The 19,459-nt window shown below is 66.8% G+C and carries 6 protein-coding genes and 5 pseudogenes; 2 read left to right on the forward strand and 9 right to left on the reverse strand.

The window, feature by feature from the left end:
* Positions 1-12: 12 nt before the first annotated feature.
* The 3 genes from KVT39_RS34475 to KVT39_RS34485 form a co-directional block, all read right to left on the reverse strand.
* Positions 13-10,011, reverse strand: coding sequence for a DUF6603 domain-containing protein (locus KVT39_RS34475; RefSeq protein ID WP_217591181.1), 9,999 nt, complete (start codon positions 10,009-10,011; stop codon positions 13-15).
* Complete coding sequence (locus KVT39_RS34480) at positions 10,008-10,574, reverse strand: hypothetical protein (protein ID WP_217591182.1); 567 nt, start codon at positions 10,572-10,574, stop codon at positions 10,008-10,010. The genes KVT39_RS34475 and KVT39_RS34480 overlap by 4 nt, the downstream gene beginning before the upstream one ends.
* Before the next feature lie 708 nt (positions 10,575-11,282).
* Entirely contained in the window at positions 11,283-12,326 is a 1,044-nt protein-coding gene (locus KVT39_RS34485; protein WP_217591183.1) for a PDDEXK nuclease domain-containing protein, read from the reverse strand.
* A gap of 314 nt (positions 12,327-12,640) precedes the next feature.
* On the opposite strand from KVT39_RS34485, the pseudogene KVT39_RS34490 reads away from it, so the two are divergent.
* Positions 12,641-12,796 (forward strand): annotated as a pseudogene (locus tag KVT39_RS34490) (helicase); the annotation flags it as partial.
* 525 nt (positions 12,797-13,321) lie between these two features.
* On the opposite strand, the pseudogene KVT39_RS34495 reads toward KVT39_RS34490, so the two are convergent.
* From KVT39_RS34495 to KVT39_RS34520, 6 genes and pseudogenes are all read right to left on the reverse strand, one after another.
* A pseudogene (locus tag KVT39_RS34495) lies at positions 13,322-13,561 on the reverse strand (transposase); the annotation flags it as partial.
* Positions 13,562-13,685: 124 nt separating this feature from the next.
* Positions 13,686-14,030, reverse strand: a complete 345-nt coding sequence (gene tnpB / locus KVT39_RS34500) for an IS66 family insertion sequence element accessory protein TnpB (protein WP_217591184.1) — start codon at positions 14,028-14,030, stop codon at positions 13,686-13,688.
* A gap of 233 nt (positions 14,031-14,263) precedes the next feature.
* Positions 14,264-14,359 (reverse strand): annotated as a pseudogene (locus tag KVT39_RS38190) (transposase); the annotation flags it as partial.
* A gap of 294 nt (positions 14,360-14,653) precedes the next feature.
* Positions 14,654-15,027: pseudogene (locus tag KVT39_RS34510) on the reverse strand (transposase); the annotation flags it as partial.
* Between the two features lie 143 nt (positions 15,028-15,170).
* The gene (locus KVT39_RS38710; protein WP_368858953.1) at positions 15,171-18,059 is read right to left on the reverse strand and encodes an RHS repeat-associated core domain-containing protein; all 2,889 of its coding nucleotides are present in this window, start codon (positions 18,057-18,059) and stop codon (positions 15,171-15,173) included.
* 147 nt (positions 18,060-18,206) lie between these two features.
* Positions 18,207-19,199: an IS5 family transposase gene (locus tag KVT39_RS34520; RefSeq protein ID WP_217591185.1), complete on the reverse strand. Its 993-nt coding sequence runs from the start codon at positions 19,197-19,199 to the stop codon at positions 18,207-18,209.
* A gap of 75 nt (positions 19,200-19,274) precedes the next feature.
* Here KVT39_RS34520 and KVT39_RS34525 point away from each other — a divergent pair.
* Positions 19,275-19,445, forward strand: a pseudogene (locus tag KVT39_RS34525) (transposase); the annotation flags it as partial.
* Between the last annotated feature and the right edge of the window lie 14 nt (positions 19,446-19,459).

A 19,459-nucleotide genomic window follows, 5' to 3' on the forward strand; every position in this document is an offset into this window, starting at 1 on the left:
TGTCCGGCTCCTTTATGCGAAGCGCACGCGCGTGCGGCCGTCGGCGGTCAGGGGCTCGTCGGGCACCCAGTCCTCCGGCAGGCTGCCGTTCAGTTTCTGTCCCCACTCGCGCGCGGTGCCCGCGAGCCCGACGACGCCCGAAATCCGCACGTCGTCCGCCGTGCCGACCGTCACCGAGATCGGCCGGCCAGCCTTCAGCGCGTCCGGCGACGCCACGACGTCGAACAGCAGCACCGCGCGCTGGCCGCCGCCCGCGCGCACCGGCAACGCGCCGACGGTCGCGTCGCGCACCGACAGATCCAGATCGTCGTCGCCGGGCAGCCGCGCGCCGAGCGCGTCGAGCAGGATCGCGACGACGCTTACGTGCGCCGGCAGCCGGGTCTCGACGCTCGCCTCGACCGGCACCGCGTCGGCCATCGGCAGCACGCCGACCGGCAGGTTCTGCCGATGCGCGACGTTGTCGGCGCGCAGCGACACGCGCACGACCGCGCCGCGCGCGAGCAGCGTACTCGCGCCGACCTGCAATCCCCGATCGGTCGACTGCCAGCCGGTGGCCGGCTCGCGGCCGGCGGGCGCGGCGAACGCGGTGACGGCGCCGGGCGCCGGCGCGGACCGCCAGCCGTCGCCGGCGATGCCGAGCCGGCCGAGCCCGCTCACCGCGACCATCGCGCAGTTCGCCGGCAGCGCGAGCTTCAGCGCACCGGCCGCGCCGTACTCGCGGTCGTCGATCACGCCGCCGCCGCGCGACAACAGTGTCACGCGCAGCGCCTGATCGCCGTCGAAGGCGAGGGCCGTCTGGCCGGGCGGCACGTCCCAGAGCTGCGTGACGCCCGCGCGCAGCACGACACCGTCGCCCGTCGCGAGCGCCTCGGTGCGCGCGAACGCGCGCGCGCGGGCCGCGCCGACCGCCGCGCCGATTTCCGCGCTGCGCAGGCTCGCCGCGCCGCGCGCGAAGCGGGTCGGCCGCGGCGCCGCGACCGGCGCGACGCGCTCGAGACGCGCGCCGGCGACGATCGCGCGCCGCACGAGATCGCGTCCGACGACGACCGTGCCGAGCGCCGCGTCGCGCTGCGCGGCGGACACGCTCGTGCGCAGCCGCGGCGCCGCGTTCTCGGTCGCGCGCGCCGCGACCTGCATCACCGCCTTCAGACGCGGCTTCGCGAGCGCGACCGGCTCGACGGGCGGCGGCGCGACGAGCGGCGCAGGCGCCGGCAGGTCGACCGGATTCATCGACAGCCCGGCCGACAGCGGCGCGACGAGCGGCGCGGCGGACCGGCGCACGAGCAGCGCCTGCCTGGCGACCGACCCGAGGCCGCCCGGGATCACGCCGCTCGCGCCGCGATTCTCGGCGAACACGGTGCCGACGCCGCTCAGCACGGACGCGGACGCCGCGAGCGCGTCGCGATACGAGAGGTCGTTGCCGTAGCCGTAGTACCGATCAGCAGCGCGGCCGGCCACGCGGATGTCGCCCCATTGCGGCGCGTCGGGCTTCGCGAACGGCAGCGGCCGCGGGTTGGTCGCGTCGCGCAGCTTTGCGATCGGGATCACGTCGGGTGTGTTCGAGCGCAACTCCGCGATGCCGCTGATCGCGAGCCCGGTGAGCGCCGGCAGCGTGTTCGCAGCGGCGGGCGGCAGGCCGCTGAACACGCGGTACGCCGCTTCGGAAACCTTGCCGATGCGCGGTGCGAGCACGAAGCGGTTGGCGTCGAGCTGATCCGGCGTCATCCGCTGCCACGCGCCGCCGGTGAACTGCTCGATGAACACGCGATGGATGCTCGTCACGTTTTCCTCGTCCATCGGCCCGATGTCGAGGTCGTACGTCTGCGCGTCGACGCTGAACACCGAGAAGCGCGACGGCGAATTCGGATCCCACGGCTCGATCGCGGACTCCGTGACGAACGCGAACGCGCGCGCCGGCATCCGCGTCTCGGTCTGGAAGCTCCACTCGGCGGTGAGCCGCCACGGCTGATCCGCGGTGCCGGGCGCGACTGGCGCCCCAGGCGGCTCCGGCGAGAGCATGCCGGTCGCAACCTGTGCGCTGACCGGCAGCGCCGCGGGATCGGAGCCCTGCAGATACTTGAGCTTGAACTGGTCCCACGAGATCGGCGGCGGCTTCGGGCGCGCGTCGGGGCCGAACGGCAACGTGACCGACGCGATCGCCAGATCTACGGTGACGAAGCCGTGCAGCGGCGGCCCTTCGAGATGCAGCGTCGCGCCGACCGAGATGCTGATCGAGATCGTCACGCAGCCAATGAAGCAGATCTCCATGCTGAAGCGCGCGCCGACCGAAATGCCGATTTCGGCGACGAAATAGAACGGATCCCACTGCGCGAGAAAATCCGCGTGCGCATTGAACCAGAGCTGCAGCCAGTCGGGGCCGTAGGTCGCCTCGAGGCTCGTGCCGGCCATCACGCAGGTGTTCGTCAGCGCGAAGTACGACTCGCCCTTGATGTGGATCACGCCGAGAAGATTCCAGCGGAAGCCGAGGCGCGGCACGACCGGGTATTCGGGCCGCGGCTGGAAGGACGGATGGTAGCCGCCGAGCGTCAGCAGGAACTGCGATTCGCGGAACCACATGAAGAACGCGAAGCCGCCGGTAAGCTGACAGTCGTGCGACAGCAGCCACGAGTTGTCGGTGAGCTGCGCCTGGATCGAGAACAGCATCTCCGCGCTCGAGAAGCGCGCCTTCAGCGCGAGCTCGATGCTGACGAGCGCGGCGTCGTCAGCCGGCAGCGCTGCGCGCGCGAGGCCGAGCAGCCCGACTTCGACGCCGTGATCGAGCTCGACGTAGAGCACCGCGGTGATGTGCACGATCTCGAACGACGTGCCGCGCAGTCCGACCGCGAGCCAGAATGCGCCGCGGCTCGGCGGCACCGCGTCGCGAAAGCGCAACAGCGCGCCGAGCGGATCGTTCGCGAGCGCCTCCGGATGATCGAGCGCCTGGATCAGCATGAAGTCCGGAATCTGGTTCAGGTCGCTCGGCACGATCAGCCGACGGTTCAACCCGACACCGAGGCCGAACGCGGTCAGGTTGATGATCGGCGCGATGCCGATCGGCACGAACACGCCGCCGAAGATTGCGAGCGACGTGTACTTGTCGCCGCCGGCTTCCTCCGGCACCGCGTAGCTGCCGACCGCGATTGCGCCGATCGTGCCGATCTTGATCAGCAGCATCCCGTCGTACTCGATCGGCGGCGTGTATTTCACGAGCGCGCCGCTGATCGTCAGGCCCGGCTGGCTGAAGCCGATGCCGAGGCCCTTCAGGTCGAGCGTCCACGTCGACGGATCGCCGGCCGTGCGGTACGGGACGATCAGCGTCAGATCGTCGACCTGCGCGGTGAACCCGCCGATCGACGCGCCGCCGTCGACGAGCAGCCCCGCATCGCTGCTCGTCAGCCGTACGCCGACCTGGTCGATGTAGATCGGGCCGAACTTCGAATGCACGCCGATCCACAGCACGCCGGTCGCGCCGCCCATCCGCACGTGAAGCTGGTCGTCCTCGCGATACCAGACCTCGATGTCGACGCCCGGATTGGCCGGATGGTTGTCGCCGCCGGCGCCGCCCTGCGACAGCAGCGCGCCGACGACCGGATTGCCGCCGCCCGCGCCGCCGCCCGTCACCGCGTTGAGCGGCAGCCCGAAGTCCTTGATCTCGAGGCCGCCGCCTAGCCGTTCGACGTGCAGGCCGCCTTGCGTCTCGACGTTCATGAACAGATACGCGCCGACGCCGCCCAGGTGGATCGATGGATCGTCGACGAGCGCCTGGCCGTCCTTGCCATAGATCCCGATGCCGACGCCCGACAGTTCGACGCCGACGTTCAGCGCCGGCTCCGGCCCGCTGGTGTCGAGCACGAAGATTTGCAGCCCGTCTGCAGCTTCCGGCGTGCCGGGATCGGCGCCGGCCGCCTGCGTCCAGCTCTGCGGCGCGCCGAGCAGCACCGCGACGCTCAGGCTGTCGGTCTCGAACTTCACGCGGCCCTTCAGGCGGACGCCGAGCCGGCCGGCTTCGCCCGCCAGCGACAGCGCGAGATCGCCGATCGGGATCGACGCGCCGTTCGCGAGCACCGACAGCCCGCCGGCGACCATCGGCCACACGTCGGGCAGCGGCGTGCGCAGATGGCCGCCGACGTCGACGAGGTGCGCGCCGGTCAGCACGTCCTGCACCGTCGGGCCGGTGCTCCACAGCTTCGTCGCGAGCAGCGACTCGCGCCGCGCGACTTCGAGCAGCGTGCTCGCGACGAGCGGCAGCGCCCAGCCGGTGATCAACTGCTCGACCGAGCCCGCGCCGGGCGTCGCGGAGAAGCTCGGCGCGATCCGCAGATCGAGCGGCCCCGGCTCGCTGTCGCCGATGCCGGACGCGAGCGGCTGCACGCTCAGGTTGAAGCCGCCGTCGGGCCCGGCGTTCGCCGCGAAATCGATGCGCGGCACGAGCGGCACGCCGATCGCGGACAGCACTGCGCCGAAGCGCCCGTCGCATTCGACGCCGCCCGCCTGCGCAACGAAATTGAGCCGCGCGGCGAGGACGCCGGCGAGCTCGAGCTGGTCGACGAAGAGCCCGACCGACGGCGCGTCGCCCTGAAAGCCGACGGACACGCCGACTTGCCCCGTGACGCCCGCCGGCAGGTTCAGCGCGAAGCGCGCGCGGGCGCCGTCCTGCGTGACGACCGCGGGCAGTCCCGGCACGGCCTGCAGCGCTTCGACGGCTTTCTGCGCGACCAGATTGCGGACGCTCGCGGTGAAGCCCGCCGACAGATTGCCTTCGAGCAGGCTGCGGAGCTGGTCGGTATGCGCGGCGAAGCCGCCGGCCGTGTCGTGCAGACCGAGCGCGTCGGTCACGTCGAGCAGCTTCTGCAGCCAGGCCGGCAGCGGCGCGAGCGCGGCGACGAGCTCGTCGAGCGCCTTCGGCAACAGTGCCTCGGCCGCGCCGCGCAGTGCGCCGAGGCCGCTGAACGTCGGCAGGATCTGGATCGGCGCGGTGCCGCCGCCGGGCAGCAATGTGAGCTGCACGACGCCGCGATCGATGCCGAAGCGCACGCCGATGTTGCCCCACGTGCCGTCGAGCGGCAGCGTCAGCGTGACGGTGCCTTCGGGGGTCACGTGCCGCGCCGGATCGATGCGCACGCCGGCATCGAAGCCGAGTACGCCGGCAATGTCGGCGCTTGTCGCAAGGCCGACGCGCAGCGGGTCGGCGGCGTTGCCGGCGCCGGTCGCCGCGAGCCGCAGCCCGGCGGGCAGGCCGAGTCCGGCACCGATCGGCAGGCCCGCGATCCGGCCGATGTCCGCGAGCATCGTCTGGATCCGCGACACGTCGAAGCCGCTGCCGTCGGCGACCGACAGCACGTCGTGCAGCGTCGCGCCGGTGTCGCGCAGGAAGCGTTCGAGCGCGCCGAGATCGAGCGTCGGCACGAGCGTGTGCAGCGCCGCCGATGCCGCCCCGGAGAACAGCACGCGCGGCCACAGATCGGACAGCTTCGCCTGCAGGGCGGCCGGCGTCGGCACCGGGATCAGGTCGAGCCCGTCGAGCCACGGCTGCGCGCGCAGCGTCAGCCGGCCCGCGCTCGCCTGCCAGTCGAGCTCGACCGCGCCCAGATGCGCGTCAACGCCGACGTCGACCGTCAGCGCGGGCAGCGTGACGCCCGCTTCGAACGCGATGCCGAACGATTCGCCGGCCGCGTTGCTGTCGGCGCCGGCGGACAGGTTCAGCGACCACGGCTGCCCGCCGCCGGCTGGTCGGATCACGAATTCGACCGGCGCATCGGCCGGCGCCCAGCGCCACGGTCCTTCGGCCGGGCCGGTGATGCCGAGCCAGCCGCCGGTCGCGAGCGCGGCCGGCAGCCGCGTGCGCAGGAAGCCCAGCGCGTCCGTCGTCAGCGCCGCCCACGCATCGCCGAGCAGTCCGATGCCGCCATGCGGATCGGGGCCGACGAGGCCGATCGCGGTCAGCGCGTCGAGCAGCCGCGTCGCGGCGCCCAGCACGTCGGCGTTGCCCGACGACAGCGCCTGGAACACCTCGCCGAGCAGCGCCGACGTGATCGCGTCCTGCGCGCCGGCGCGCGCGACAGTCGGGCCGTGCAGCGCCGCGTCCGTCAGGCGGACCCACGGCGATGCGGTGCTGCCCGCAATGTCGAGGCCGATCGCCGCTTCGCGCACGCGCACGTCGAGGAAGGCGACACGCGGATCGGACAAGCCCGCGAGATCCGCCGGCAGCGTGCTCGCGCCACCGAGCAGCCAGTCGCCGGGCCGGTAGAAGCGGGCCGCGAAGCCCATGCCGTGCGCGGGCCGTGGCGCGGCGGCGGCCGGATGCGAAAGCGGAATCTGCAGCAGATCGATGCGCAGCCGCGCATCGGCGGCGATCTGGTTCTGCTGCGGCGGCGGCAGATCGAGCGCGGCCGAGAAACCGACACCCAGATGCGTTGGCATCGGCCGCGCGACGGCGGCCATCCGTGTCGCGAAACCCTGCGTGCCCGCCTTGAACGCGGCGAACGCCGAATCGGCGATGGCGACCGCTCCGATCGTATGCACCGGCACGTCGCCGACGTCGAATGCCGCGCCGGTCGCGTCGAATGCGGCGAACGGAAAGCGCTGCGGCTGCGGCAGCGCGCCAGCGGCCGCAGGCGGCAGATAGCCGTCGAGCGCGACGGTCAGCGAGCGGACCGTGTCTGGCAGCGCGCCCGGCGTCATGTCGCCGGCGAGCACCGCGATCGTGCGGATCGCATCGGCGAGATCGCGATCGACGAGGAATGGCAGGTTCGCGCCGACGTGCGGCGTGCCGAGCGTGATCAGTCCTTTCACCTTCGCCTGATTGCCGGCCGTGTAGTGTCGCGCAGCGAGGCCGAACGTTGAGTGCGCGACGATCGTCACCGGCACGCCGGGGCGGAGCGAGGCGATGCGATCGACGAGCCGGCCGATCAGCGCGCCGTGTCGGTTCCAGTCGGGCAGATCGTCGTCGGGCAGGCTGCCAACGTACCAGTCGGCAACGGCCGTCATGCTGTCGAGCGGGTAGGTCAGCGGATCGGGGATGCTCGGATCGTCGAGGGCGAAGCGGGCGGCCGGATCCTTCGTACCGTGAACGTCGGCCGACGCGAGCAGCGCGTTCCACGGATCGCGCCCGGCCAGCGCCGGCGCGAGCAGGAGCACGGCGCGCGGCGCGCCGGCGCCGCCCGCGAGCGCATCCACCTGCGTGCCGACCTGCGTGATCGCGGCCGCCACGCCGGGCAGCCGCCAGTGGCTCGCGAATACCGGATCGCCGGTGGTCCAGCCGCCGACCACCGGCTGCTGTGACGCGAGCGGCACGACGCCGTCGCTGCGCTCCAGCAAATCCGCGAACAGTTCGATTCCGTACGCGAGCGCGTCGCTGCGGCGGCCGTGCAGATGCGCGCGCAGGTCCGCGTCGTAGGTGCCGAGATCACGCAGCAGCGGCACGAGCACCGCCGGCGTCGGCGCGACCGAGGCCAGCGCGCCGAGCCCCGTCGCGATCGCGCTCGGCGGCCCGGCCGGGTCGAGCCAGATCAGCAACTGCGCGGCATCGGCCGAATCGGCGCCGGGGAACGGCAGCATCCACGGCTCTTCGTACGTGCCGCCGCCTTCGAGCGTCAGCGCGTCGAGCACGTTAGCCGGCAGCGCGCCGCCGACGATGCCGAGCAGGCGCTCGAGCCACACCGCCGCGTAGCTTTCGCCGCTCGCCGACGCGCTCGTCAGCATCCGCGCGAGCCAGCCGCGCACGGCCGACAACGGATCGGTGAGCAACAGTCCCGGTGCGGCCGGATCGGCGAGCGTCGGCCAGTCGTCGGGCAGTCCGTCGGCGAAGCGATGCAGGCCGGCGAGCGCGCTTAGCTCGCGGACGTCATCGCCGAGCGCCGCCGCCGCCTGGCCGAGCAGCAGCGACAGCAGCTTTTCGAGGGTGGCGGGCGTGAGGCCGAACGCCGCGGCGGCGGTGGCGGGATTCGACAGGTCGAAACCGGCCGCCGGCGGGAAGCCGAGCGTCGCCACCGTGAAGCTGTCGCCGCCGGCGTCGACGTGCACGTTTTCGAGCCCGACGCGCCACGCGAGCGGCGAGCCGGGCGTCCAGTCGAGCTGCGCGGCGAGACTCGCGACGCTCGCGGTCACTTCGGCGTCGAACAGCGTGCCGCTGTACGCGGGCGTAACCGCGAGACGCAGCGCCTGCGCGCCGATGAACGCGAGATGGCCCGCGCCGGTCGCCGGCAGGTCGAACGCGAGCATTTCGCTCTGCCACGAAAAGCTCAGCGGCGCTGCATCGGCCGCGACGCGCAGCCCGACGCGCAAACGCTGGACGTCGGCCGGATTGCCCGACGTCTGTGCATTCCACGCGGCGAGCTGCAGTTGCAGCGGGCCGATCGCCGGCCCGAGCGCGATGCGCCACGGGTCCGTGGCCGCGCCCGTGCCGGCGACACCGCCCGGCAGTCCGGGCAGCAGCGCGGCCAGCTCGCCGAACAGCGGAGCCCATCCGTGCGTCGCGTCGAGCAGCGCGGCGCGGTGGACTGCGGCAATCGCGCCGGCCGGGTTCGTGACGAATGTCGCCGGATCGATGTGATGCGTCCAGCCCGGCAGCGGCTGCGCCGGATTGGCCGGATCGCGCGGCGCGCCGAGGCCGGCGAGCGCCGCGAGGCTGCGCGCGACACCACCGCCGCCGAGCGCGGCGTCGATTGCGTCGGTGACGGCCGCCGTCGCGGCGGCGGCGACGCTGTCCGTGTTCGTCAGATCGAGCCGCGGGTAGTCGGTGGACGCGACGTGCACGCCGTCGAGCTCGACGAGCGGCTGCAATGCGGCGCCGTCCCAGTGCAGCCCCGCGCGCAGCGAGCCGACGCGAAAGCTGCCTCCGCCGAGCGGCACCAGATCGCCGCCGCCGCCGCCGCTGAGCGATAGTTGCACGATCGCGTCCGGCAGCACGCGCGCGCGGCCGGTGCCGGCGAGCGGAATGTCGGCGAGCGATGCGCCGGCCTCGATCGCGAGCCGCTTGCCGTCGAGCACGAACGCGAGCCGCGCGGCAAGGCCGAGACGGAAGAAGCTGCCGACGCGCGCGGCTTGCAGACGCAGCGACGAATCGCCGCCGAACGGCACCAGCGCGATGCTGAACGACTGCGGCAGCGCGCCCGGCTCGACGGCCGGCGCGGCGCCGAAGAGATCGCCGAACAAGCCGGCGAAATGGCCGAGCCAGGCTTCGATCGGCAGCGGGCCGGCGCCTTCGAACAGGCTTTGCAGCCATTGTTGGACTGCGGCCGGATCGTTCGCGACGCGCGCGAACGGAAAGGCCGGGATCGCGGTGTCCGCCAGGCCGAGCAGGCCGATCGCGTTGCCGACCGCGCGCACGGCCGCCGGGTCCGCGCTCGCGACGACCTGCTTCAGCAGCCCCGCGAGCAGATCGGGAATGTCGTCGCCAAGGCTCGCCGGATCGAGGGTCTTGTCGACCGGCGGCTCGCCGTCGAGCGACAACCCTTCGAGCACGATCCGCAACGAAAACGCGCTCGTCGTCGCGCGCGCGACGACGTCGATCGCGCGCAGCGCGATCCCGCCGCCCGCTCCCGGCGTCAGGCCGACGCCGACGCGCAGGCGCACCGTCAGCGGCCCGTCGTCGGAGCCCGGCAGCGCCGACACCGACGCGCCCGCGCCGATCAGCGGCTGCGTGACCGACAGCCGCGCGGAGACCGGCGTCGCGTCGTCGGCGGTGCCGTAGTCGCCGGCGAGGCCGATCACGAGCCCGCCGCCTTGCTCGCGGACCGTCACGTATGCGTTGCCCGACGGATTCGACGGCAACAGCGGATGCCATTTCTCGCCGGCTGGCACGTTGGGGCCGGTCTTCGGCGGCAGCAGCGCGTCGAGCAGCCGCAGCACTGCGTCGCGCTGATCGGCGTTCGACAGCGCAGTGCGCAGCGACGGCGCGGCGCCGAGCGGCGCGCCGAACCAGTCCTTGTTGAAGCCGCCGTCGGAATTGAGGAGGCCGGCGATCCTGGCCAGATCGGCCAGCTCGCCCGACATGCCGCCGAGATCGATCATTGCGGTGCTCCGTTGCGCTTGCCCGGGAACGCGGCGTCGAAGGATTTCAGCGCGGTCGCGCCGAGGGCCAGCGGCGCGACGGCGGCGAGGCGCAGATGGCCGTCGAGCACGTGGATGCTCTGCGGCACCTGCCCGCGTTCGCTCGCGTGCTGGCGCGCGGTGCCGATCAGCGCGGCCCAGACGGTTTCCTGATAGGTGCGGCCCCAGCGGCCGGCGAGCAGCGGGTGGCCGCGTGGCACGTCGTCGGTCGTCGCGACGAGTCCTGCGGCGTCCTGCACGCCGCCCATCGCGAACGTGACGATCAGTGGTGCGCGGCCGGTCTGCTCACATTCGAAGTCGACGCTGACGAACGCGAGCGACTTGACGAGGCGCACCTGCGCGCTGTCGAGATGGACCAGCACCTGATCGCCGAAGTCGTCCCAGACGACGGTGCGCGAGCGGTTCGCGTCCGCGGCCGCAACCGCGTCCGGGTTGCCGGCCAGCGCGTGCTGGATGATCGTGCGGACGGCGGATTCGCCGAGCACGTCGGGGATCGCATAGCGCGACCGCCTGCCCAAAGTCATGGTTGCCACTTCGAATCCTTTCTTTTTGTTTGAATCGGAGAAGAAGGACCGACAATTTCAGCCGTGCAACTTCGCGTCTACGCTTAAAATCCCGACTGCCGTTCCGATGACTTGGGACGAAGATCACATACCGGTACACGATAGTGCGTGTTTGCGCGTTATTCAAAAAAACTGATCGATGCGCTGGGCGGGAAAAAGCTGAAGTGGCAAACGTGTGTGGAGAAATCGACGTGAAGGCGGGGCGGGGAATCGAGAAAAAGTAATTAGATGCTCAAGAGACGCCATTCGGGATCGCAGGATTCCAATGAAAGGCGTCCGGATTTTCGTGGCGAATTGATTAATCTGATTTAATCGCCCGGTGAAGAAATTCGCCATTCCGATTCGTCGGAACCGCCACGCCGCGCACCGATCCACCGTGCGGCGGATCGCGCGGCGGCCGGCCATCGGTATGCGTCTTGCCGCGGACCGATACGACGCCTAATGCGCAAGTGCAATCATCTGGCGGGAGGAAGATCGTATGCGATGCGCTCGTTGGGACTTTCCCTGCGAGCCCCCGTGTTGGCAACCGCCAGATGTTGCACAAATCGAACGCTTACCCCAAGATGTCTGAATTCAAATATTTGACATAAATACAAATCGCATAAATAGGGTCAGCACCCGACATCTCGAAGATTTTGCAGGGCCGTCACTGCAGTAGACCAACCCGACTCAGTCTGAATCAGACAAATCGGGGCCCAATTCTGCTTCAATCTGGTCAATGGATGGCAGTCCTGCTTCAAGCGACGCGGGGACGTCCCGAAGGAGCTGGTATTCTGCGACGCCCATCGGATTTGCCATGCCACGCAGCGCATACTCGGCAACCAAACGGTTCTTTTCCCGGCACAGGAGCAACCCAATGGTCGGATGATCATCAGGCGACTTCAGTTCCGAGTCGACTGCGGACAGGTAAAAGTTCAGTTGCCCGGCATATTCGGGCCGGAACGGTGTCGCCTTCAGCTCCACCACCACATAACTGCGAAGTTTCAGGTGGTAAAACAGCAGATCGATGAAGAATTCATCGCCGCCGACTTCGAGCCGATACTGTCGCCCGACAAACGCAAAGCCGGCGCCAAGCTCGAGTAGAAAGCGGGTAATGTGCCGCGTCAGCCCCTGCTCGATATCGCGTTCCTGAGCATCTTCGGACAATCCGAGGAAGTCGAAGATGTACGGATCTTTGAGCGCTTCGCGCGCCAGATCTGATTGATGAGGCGGCAGGCGTGCGTCGAAATTGGTTACGGCCACACCCGTCCGCGCATGTGCTTGCGTGTCAATTTGCATCGCGAGAACGTTGCGGGACCAGCCGTGCTCAAGCGCCTTGCCCGCGTACCAATCGCGGACCGCCGGATCCTTTGCTTTGTCGAGCAAGGTACAAAGATGAAACCACGGCAATTGTGCAGCAGGCTGCTGCACAAATTCCGATGACGGCCATGCTTGCGCCAGAGCCCGCATGTATTTCAGGTTGCGCGGCGAGAATCCCCGCATGTCGGGAAACGCAGCCTTCAGGTCCTGCGCCAGCCGATCGATGACTTTTGCCCCCCACCCTTGTCGCTCCTGGCGTTCGAGAATGTCGCTACCGATCTGCCAGTACAGTGTCACCAACTCGCGATTCACACTTGCGGCGGCGCGTGCACGGGCAAGCTCGACCCGCTGCTTGAGCTCTGTGAGCCAGCGGCGATAGTCTTCGTCACCCTGCGGGGTAAGGGAATTTGTCATCCGGCCTTTCGTTTGCAGTGTCGTAGTCAAAAAGACAGTAGGCAATTATCCCGGCTGCAACCGGAATGAGGCAATGCCTTGCCGAACCTGAGGGAATGTTGATCAAGCCCTATAGGGTTCCTAGCGAACGAAATCCTGTCGAATGTTCCGGCGTGTACTTGATTTTTACTCGATCACGCGCACGTGGAATTTCCCGATCTCCGCGCGACGGCGTTTCTCTTCGGCCGTCACGTATTCGGACGCCGTCTGAAGCGAAGCATGCCCGAGTAACCGCTGCACGACGTCTTGCGATGCGTCGGCGGCCAGTGGACATGCCCGAACTCCCCCTGCGGACTCCGGAGAATCCGCAGATCTTTCCGATTCCCTACGCCGACTCGATGATCCTGGTCGGGTTCATCTTCGCTCTGAAACGCGAATTCCGCCAACTGGTCGTGTCACCCGCGGAAATGCCCTTGCTGAAAAACGCATAACAGGTGGCCAGATCGGAGGCCGGCGGGAGCGTTGTGCCTGTTGTGGCGCCGGGTCCGAATATCCAGCACCCGCTTTTCGGATACGCATGCCTCGAGTTGGACGCGCGCGCGTCGGACCGAATCGAGCTGCGCCGCCACTAAAACAGGGGCAACTGCCGTGGATCTCGAGTGGATACTGAGACGCGGTCGACACCCCTCCCGACACGTTGCATCCAGGCGATCACGGGGACGTGCGTCCCATCGACGATTAAGTCGAAGGCAAACGCTTCAAACCCCTCCCGTGCGAGATGCGCCAGCGGTTGCCACGCCGGCGTCCAACCTCTTGCGCTTGTGCGCGCCAGCAATTGACGTTTGGTCAGGCCCGGTACGCACTCACGGACAAAACGGGTGCAAGCGTCGGGAACCGACTCGGGAGGGAACGTCGGCGGTAACGCGAAGGCCGACAGTCGCAAGGTGTCTGTCATCCACGGTTCTCTACAGCAGCGACAACTGATCCGGTTCGATTGTGCGAGTTTCTTGATCGCTTTTCATCACGTCCAGCTCGAGATCACGCTCCGCCAGCATCTTCTTCAGTCGTGCGTTCTCCTGCTCGAGATGCTTGAGCCGCTTGACGTCAGCCGCCTCCAGGCCGCCGAAATGCTGCCGCCAGTTGTAGATCGTCTGTTCGCTAATCCCGTGCTTCTTCGCGACCTCGGCGACCGGCGCCTTGTCGGCCTCACGCAGGATCGTCACCATCTGCTCGTCGGTAAACCGGCTCTTCTTCATGACTTCCTTTCTCCGTTGGAAGCCATTCTCTCAAGTTTCAGATGGTCCGAAAATTCCAGGGCAGGTCAGTGGGAAGCGGCGCATCTTTGGACATGCGTCGCAGTTTACGAGCCTTCGATGCGGTTTACAACATCGACAGCGCGGCGGTACGACGTGGCTGCCGCCAATCGATGCCCTCGAGCAGCATCGACAGCTGGGCGCTCGTCAGATGGATCTTTCCGCCGTCGGCCTGAGGCCAGATAAAACGGCCTCGCTCCAATCGTTTTGTGAGCAACCAGAGCCCGTCGTCGGTCGCCCAAAGCAGCTTCACGAGATCGCCGCGACGCACGCGGAAGATGAATACGTTGCCGCCCAGCGGATTCTCCTCGAGCACCGCCTGTACTTTTGCGGCCAGCCCCTGGAACCCGCAGCGCATGTCGGTCACGCCCGCTGCGAGCCAGATGCGCGTACCCGCTGGAAAGCCGATCATCGTGATAGCTCGCGAATAAGCAGCTTCAGCGTTGCCGGTGATACATCACCCCGCAGACGAATCCGTGCCCGTTCAAACTCGATCTCGCAAACACCTTCTGCCAATGGCACGGCTTCCGAGGTCGTCAGCGCAGATGCCGCGACCGAGGTCTCGTCAACAATACTCACCGGCAACAACGTCGGAATACCATCGGTCGGCTTCTGGACTACATGTTCAGGGCACAGCGGACCAAATGCGCCTTCAAGATATTGGCGACGCCATCGGAAGAGCAAGTTGGTGTTGACATCGTTACGCCGGGCAACCAGCGAAACCGATGCGCCTGGCTCGACGTTTGCTCGACCAGCGCTCGCTTGAATTCGTCCGCGAAGTTCGGTCGTTTGCTCGACTTCACGCGTTTGACGGCTGGCATCTCGTCCACTTTGGTTCCCACTAAAAAATTTAGTGGGAACTACGATACATTCGATCAGGCCCCGTGGGCGAACGGCCGCCCCGAGCCGCTTACGGTCGCCGAGCAACGCTCCGACGATCAATATACCTTGACGGACTGTTCCTGGCCGATTGCCGCCCGACGCGGTCGACCGTTGCCGACCCACATGCGACCTTCGGACTAATCGTGCCGTAGTGACACCGCGAATTGGTGGAATCGCATCAACGAGCGGCAGCAGCTGCGTGGCGTCGTTGGCGTTCGCGCCAGTCAGGATTGCGACGACGGGAACGCCGTTGGCGTCTACGAGGATGTGGTGCTAGGAACCCGGTCGCGCGCGATCCGTGGGGTTCGGGCCAGTTTTTCGCCCGCCCCAACGGCGCGCACGGACGATGAATCGACCGCAGCGTATGACAGATCGATTTGGCCGGCCGCGCGCAACTTGTCGAGCAACAACTCGTGCAGTTGGTCCCATACACCAGCCTTTTGCCAGTCGCTCAATCGCCGCCAGCAAGTTGCGCCCGAGCCGAAGCCCAGGCGAGTCGGCAAGTGGTTCCAGCGAATTCCCGTTTGGCCCAGCCGAGCCGCTTACCCCTGTGGCACGGGTTTCCGGGTTTCAGTGGGTGGGATCGTGCGTTTTGATGCGCAACGATGCGAATTCATGCACTGATGCGTGCAGTTGTGACCCCGCAACATCTGCGCAGGATGATGAGTGACTATTGAAAATACCCTGCGTCTTTCATTTTTTTAATTAAATCTTCACTTCGGTTTATAAACTCCTGCGCTTTGTATTGCATTTCGATATTCTCGACTTGAGCCGGAGGTAAGTACGGTGCCGCAGGAGAAAGGCTTGGGAAGTATCTGTCAGAACTCAAACTCAGCGCCATAGGCGCTTCCCCGGCCTGACTTACCACTAGGTGTGAGACGGAAAAGTCCGGAAAGAGCACGGGACCTTGAACCAACACTTCCCATGAACCTAGCATGTTGATGTTCAAGTCCGAACTTTTGCCGGCTCTGAATCTGAGAACCGCCCCCATGAGGATGTCGCTGCGCTGTGATATAGCCTCGCGTATGGTTGTTGTTTGGTTTGCCGACGCAATAGCGATTGATACTGATAGGCTGGATTGACTTCCCGGTGAAGTCGGTAGCCAACGAGTCCCTTTGCCCTCCATAGTTTGCCAAGGAGTATCTATATCCCCTTCTGATTTAACTTCCCCTTTGCTGGAAATATCATTCCACGAAAAGTGACTGGATGACACTCCTCGCTCTAGGTACAGGGTGTCTGCGTTCCATTTTTTATAAAGATCTAGAAAATCAATCTCTACTTTCGGGTCTCTAAAAGAAACTTGCTGCTGATTTGTCTTGACGAGCCCCTTCTGGAAAGTTAGCCTCGACTCGTCGCCAATTTGCAACGAATTTTCCCAAGGGCTTTGTGTTATTGGTACTCTTGCATTCCCAATTTGCATATATCCAATTTCTTTGGAACCAGATCCTTCGGTGGATGAGCTAGCCTGACCTCTTAGTCGCGAGAAGAGTTTCTCGATTCCCAGCCCCGTTGCATCCTTTCGGCTGATAGGGTTATTCCCGACCATACAGAAGAGGTTGAGCCCGTCCACGGGGCCGGCGGGATCGGGGTTAATCCATCGGGAGAGCCACGGGGCGTAATAGCGCATGCCGTAGTAGTAGAGGCCGGTGGCGTCGCGCTCCTGACCCGAGTAGCGCACGTACTTGTACTTCGCCTCGGTGTCACTGCGTGCGGACCACATGGCGGTGCCGCCATACGGGTAGTACTCTTCCCAAGTCAGGACATCGGCGTGCGCGTCGAGTTCGAGCCTCGACGAGCCGATCTGATCGTCGAGGCTGTAACGCTGCTGGTCGTTCTCGATCGTCGGCGGCTTGCCTACCTCCCAATGCAGCACGCGCACCGACTGGCGGCCGGCCGCGGCGAGGGTGAGCACCTGCAGGCGCTCGACCGGCGTGGGCGTCGCTTCGCCGGCACGGGTCTGCTCGGTGTCGCGCAGCTCCAGCCCGGGCAGGTAGCGCACGCGCTCGGTGCGGGTGGTGCCGCTGGTGCGGGCCGTGCCGAGCTTGGTGGCGCGCTGGCCGGCGCCATCGTACCAGTACACCTCGGTGTCGTCGTCATTGCCGCCGCGCAAAATCTGCGTGGTGCGCTGCAACTGGTTGCGGCTGTCCCACGCAAGCGGCTGGTCCGGGCCCAATTCCTTGAGGTTGCCGCAGGCGTCGAAATAGCCGTTCACGTCGCCGCGCGTGAGGCCGTCGGTTTGCGGCACCGCGAGGTTCGAGGTAGGGGCGACCACCATTCGCTGTGTGTAGGGCGTGGTGCCCTGGTGATGCATGGTGGTGAGGTTGGCGCCGCGGTCGTAGCTGTAGGTACGCGTGTAGTTGGTCAGCTCGCCGGTCTCCTGCCACAGGGGCACGATCGGCGCCGGCAGTCGCTGGCCTTGGCGCCCGGCGTTGGCGTTCTCGCACCCCGTGGCCCGGATGAGCTGGTACAGCGCATCGTAGCTGTAGTGGCTGGTGGGTTCGACGCGCTGATTGCGGGTATGGCGAGTGACCTTGGCCGTGTCCTCGATGGCCAGCAGGTTGCCGACCGGGTCGTACTGGTAGGACAGCGCCTGCAGGAGCGGCGAGCGGCCGGATTGAGTGGGACGGGTGGTGCGTAGCTCGGCGAGGCGCTGGGTCTGCGGCTCGTAGGTGTAATCGGTGACGACGCCGTTGCCGGCGGCTTCGTGCAGCACCTGGCCGGCGGCGCTGTAGGTGACCGCATGCAACAGCGGCTGCCAAGCGGACTGGCCTGCCAGTTGCAGGTCGCTCGCGGCGAGCTGACCGGCGACGTTGAAGCGCTGTCGCTGCCGGTTGCCGAGCGCATCGATGCGCTCGGTTTCCTGGCCAAGGGCGTTGTAGGTCCTGCGCGTGACGTAGATTCCGGGGGCGAGATCGTCGCCCCAGGCGGCCGGCTCGTCGCCGGCCCAGTCGCTGTCGAGCACGTCGTCGCGCAGGAACTGCTGCTCGCTGGTCAAGAACTGGCCGGTGATCGCATAGGACGGAGTGACGCTCAAGCCGGCGGGCGACCACGCTTGAGACAGTTGGCCGCGCAAGTTGGCGTCGGGGTCGGCGTTGGCGTCGCCATACACGAAGCGCTCGCTGACGCGCGGCGCATCCGTGCCGGCCTGCTCGGCGACCGACACCAGACGGTGCAGCAGGTCGTAGGTGCGGCGCAGCTGCTGGTCGCGGCCGCCGTGCTCCCACACGACGGCGCCCTCGACGTCAAAGAGCGCCGTGCGCACGCCGGCGTCCTGACAGTGAATTGCCAGGGGCTGGCCGGAGAGCGAGCGGATGTAGAGAAAGTTGGGCAGCACGGCCGGGTTAAGCCGCTGCTCGTTGAACAGGCGGGGATCGGTGCTGGAGTCAAGCTGGCCGCTCACGGACCAGGTATGGCGCGTGATTAACTCGTCGAGCGTATCTTCCGCCGCCGTGCGGTTGTACTGCACGGTACGTACGACCAAGCCGCGGTTGTCGACCACGGTGACAGTCGGGGTGCCCGCGCAGCGGCGCGCCGTCGCGGCATCGGAAACAGTCGTCACGATACCAATTCTCCTAAGGAATCACTGATTAATAGGCCAACGCGCGAGCTTTTCGGCGGTGCTGACGCGCAAATTCCGGATGCCGAAGTGAAGCGCAGCCAATTCGGGGAAGTTTGCCCCGGGGAAGTGCCTCATTTCCTGCATTTTTCATACACGTGACGGACTACTCCCATGAACCGACCGCAACCGGTTTCGCGCGATCACCAAGTTCGCCAAAGCGAACAGGCTGAACAGTTGCGCCGTGTTCTTCGCCAGTCCCTTGTAGCGCACCTTGCGACGACGGAACAGGTTCTTGACGACATGGAACGGATGTTCGACCCGCGCGCGGATTTGTGCCTTGGTTCGCTCGAGCGCGATCATCAGATCCCTCAGCGCACCGTCGGGCATCGCCTTGATCTTTCCTCGCTTGGCCGCCACGCGCCACTTCACCGACTTGCTCTTCATTTCATCGCGCTTGTCTACGCCGATGTAGCCCGCGTCGCCGAACGCTTCTTGCTCGTGTCCGTGCAACAGCGCGTGCGCTTGCGAAACATCCGACACGTTGGCAGACGTGCCGACCACGCTGTGAACCAGCCCCGAATCGGCATCGACGCCGATATGCGTCTTCATGCCGAAGTACCATTCGTTACCTTTCTTCGTTTGATGCATGTCCGGATCGCGACGCTTCTCGGCGTTCTTGGTCGACGGCGGCGCTTCGATGATCGTCGCATCGACCAGCGTGCCTTCCTTCATCATCAGCCCGCGCTCGCACAGCGAGATGCCAATCTCGTCGAACAGCTTGCGCGTCAGGTCATGTTCGAGAAGCAGGCGCCGGAACTTCAGCAGCGTGGTCGCGTCCGGCACGTTCTCCACGGCCAGATCAATCCCGGCGAAGGCCCGCATCGCGATGCTGTCGTACAGCGCATCCTCCAGCCCTTCGTCCGACAGGCTGTACCACTGCTGCAGGAAGTAGATTCGAAGCATTCGCTCCAGACCGATCGGCGGGCGCCCGCGCGCTCCTTTCGGGTAGTACGGCTCGATTGCCGTCAGCAATCGCGACCACGGCACGAGCTTCTCCATCTCGTCCAGGAAACGCTGACGCCTGGTCACGCGCTTCTTGCCCGCACTTTCCGCTTCCGCAAAGCTCATTTGCCGTTTCATCGTCTTGGGCTCGTTCAGTGAACTATCTTTTACAACGTCCTCGGCTGCGTCAGCGATGACTACCGAGCCGGATTAATCAGTGTTTCCCAAGGGCTAATGCTGCCAATTCGGCGCAAGAGTGTCGAGCCGCTGGCGGCACATCTGGAACCGGAGCATGTGAGCGCGCGGCACCAATCGCTGCATCATTTCGTGGCGAAGTCGGAATGGTCTGATACAGCGCTGCTCGAGCAGGTGCGGCGCTGGGTTCCTGCTCCTTTTGA

The organism is Burkholderia sp. GbtcB21 (genome assembly GCF_019091065.1).
Lineage (GTDB): Bacteria > Pseudomonadota > Gammaproteobacteria > Burkholderiales > Burkholderiaceae > Burkholderia > Burkholderia pyrrocinia_C.

Coding starts and splice junctions, on each gene's coding strand:
- KVT39_RS34485 (WP_217591183.1), bottom strand. CDS start 12,326: ATGACAAATTCCCTTACCCCGCAGGGTGACGAAGACTATCGCCGCTGG.
- KVT39_RS34475 (WP_217591181.1), bottom strand. CDS start 10,011: ATGATCGATCTCGGCGGCATGTCGGGCGAGCTGGCCGATCTGGCCAGG.
- KVT39_RS34480 (WP_217591182.1), bottom strand. CDS start 10,574: ATGACTTTGGGCAGGCGGTCGCGCTATGCGATCCCCGACGTGCTCGGC.
- KVT39_RS34520 (WP_217591185.1), bottom strand. CDS start 19,199: ATGAAACGGCAAATGAGCTTTGCGGAAGCGGAAAGTGCGGGCAAGAAG.
- tnpB (WP_217591184.1), bottom strand. CDS start 14,030: ATGATCGGCTTTCCAGCGGGTACGCGCATCTGGCTCGCAGCGGGCGTG.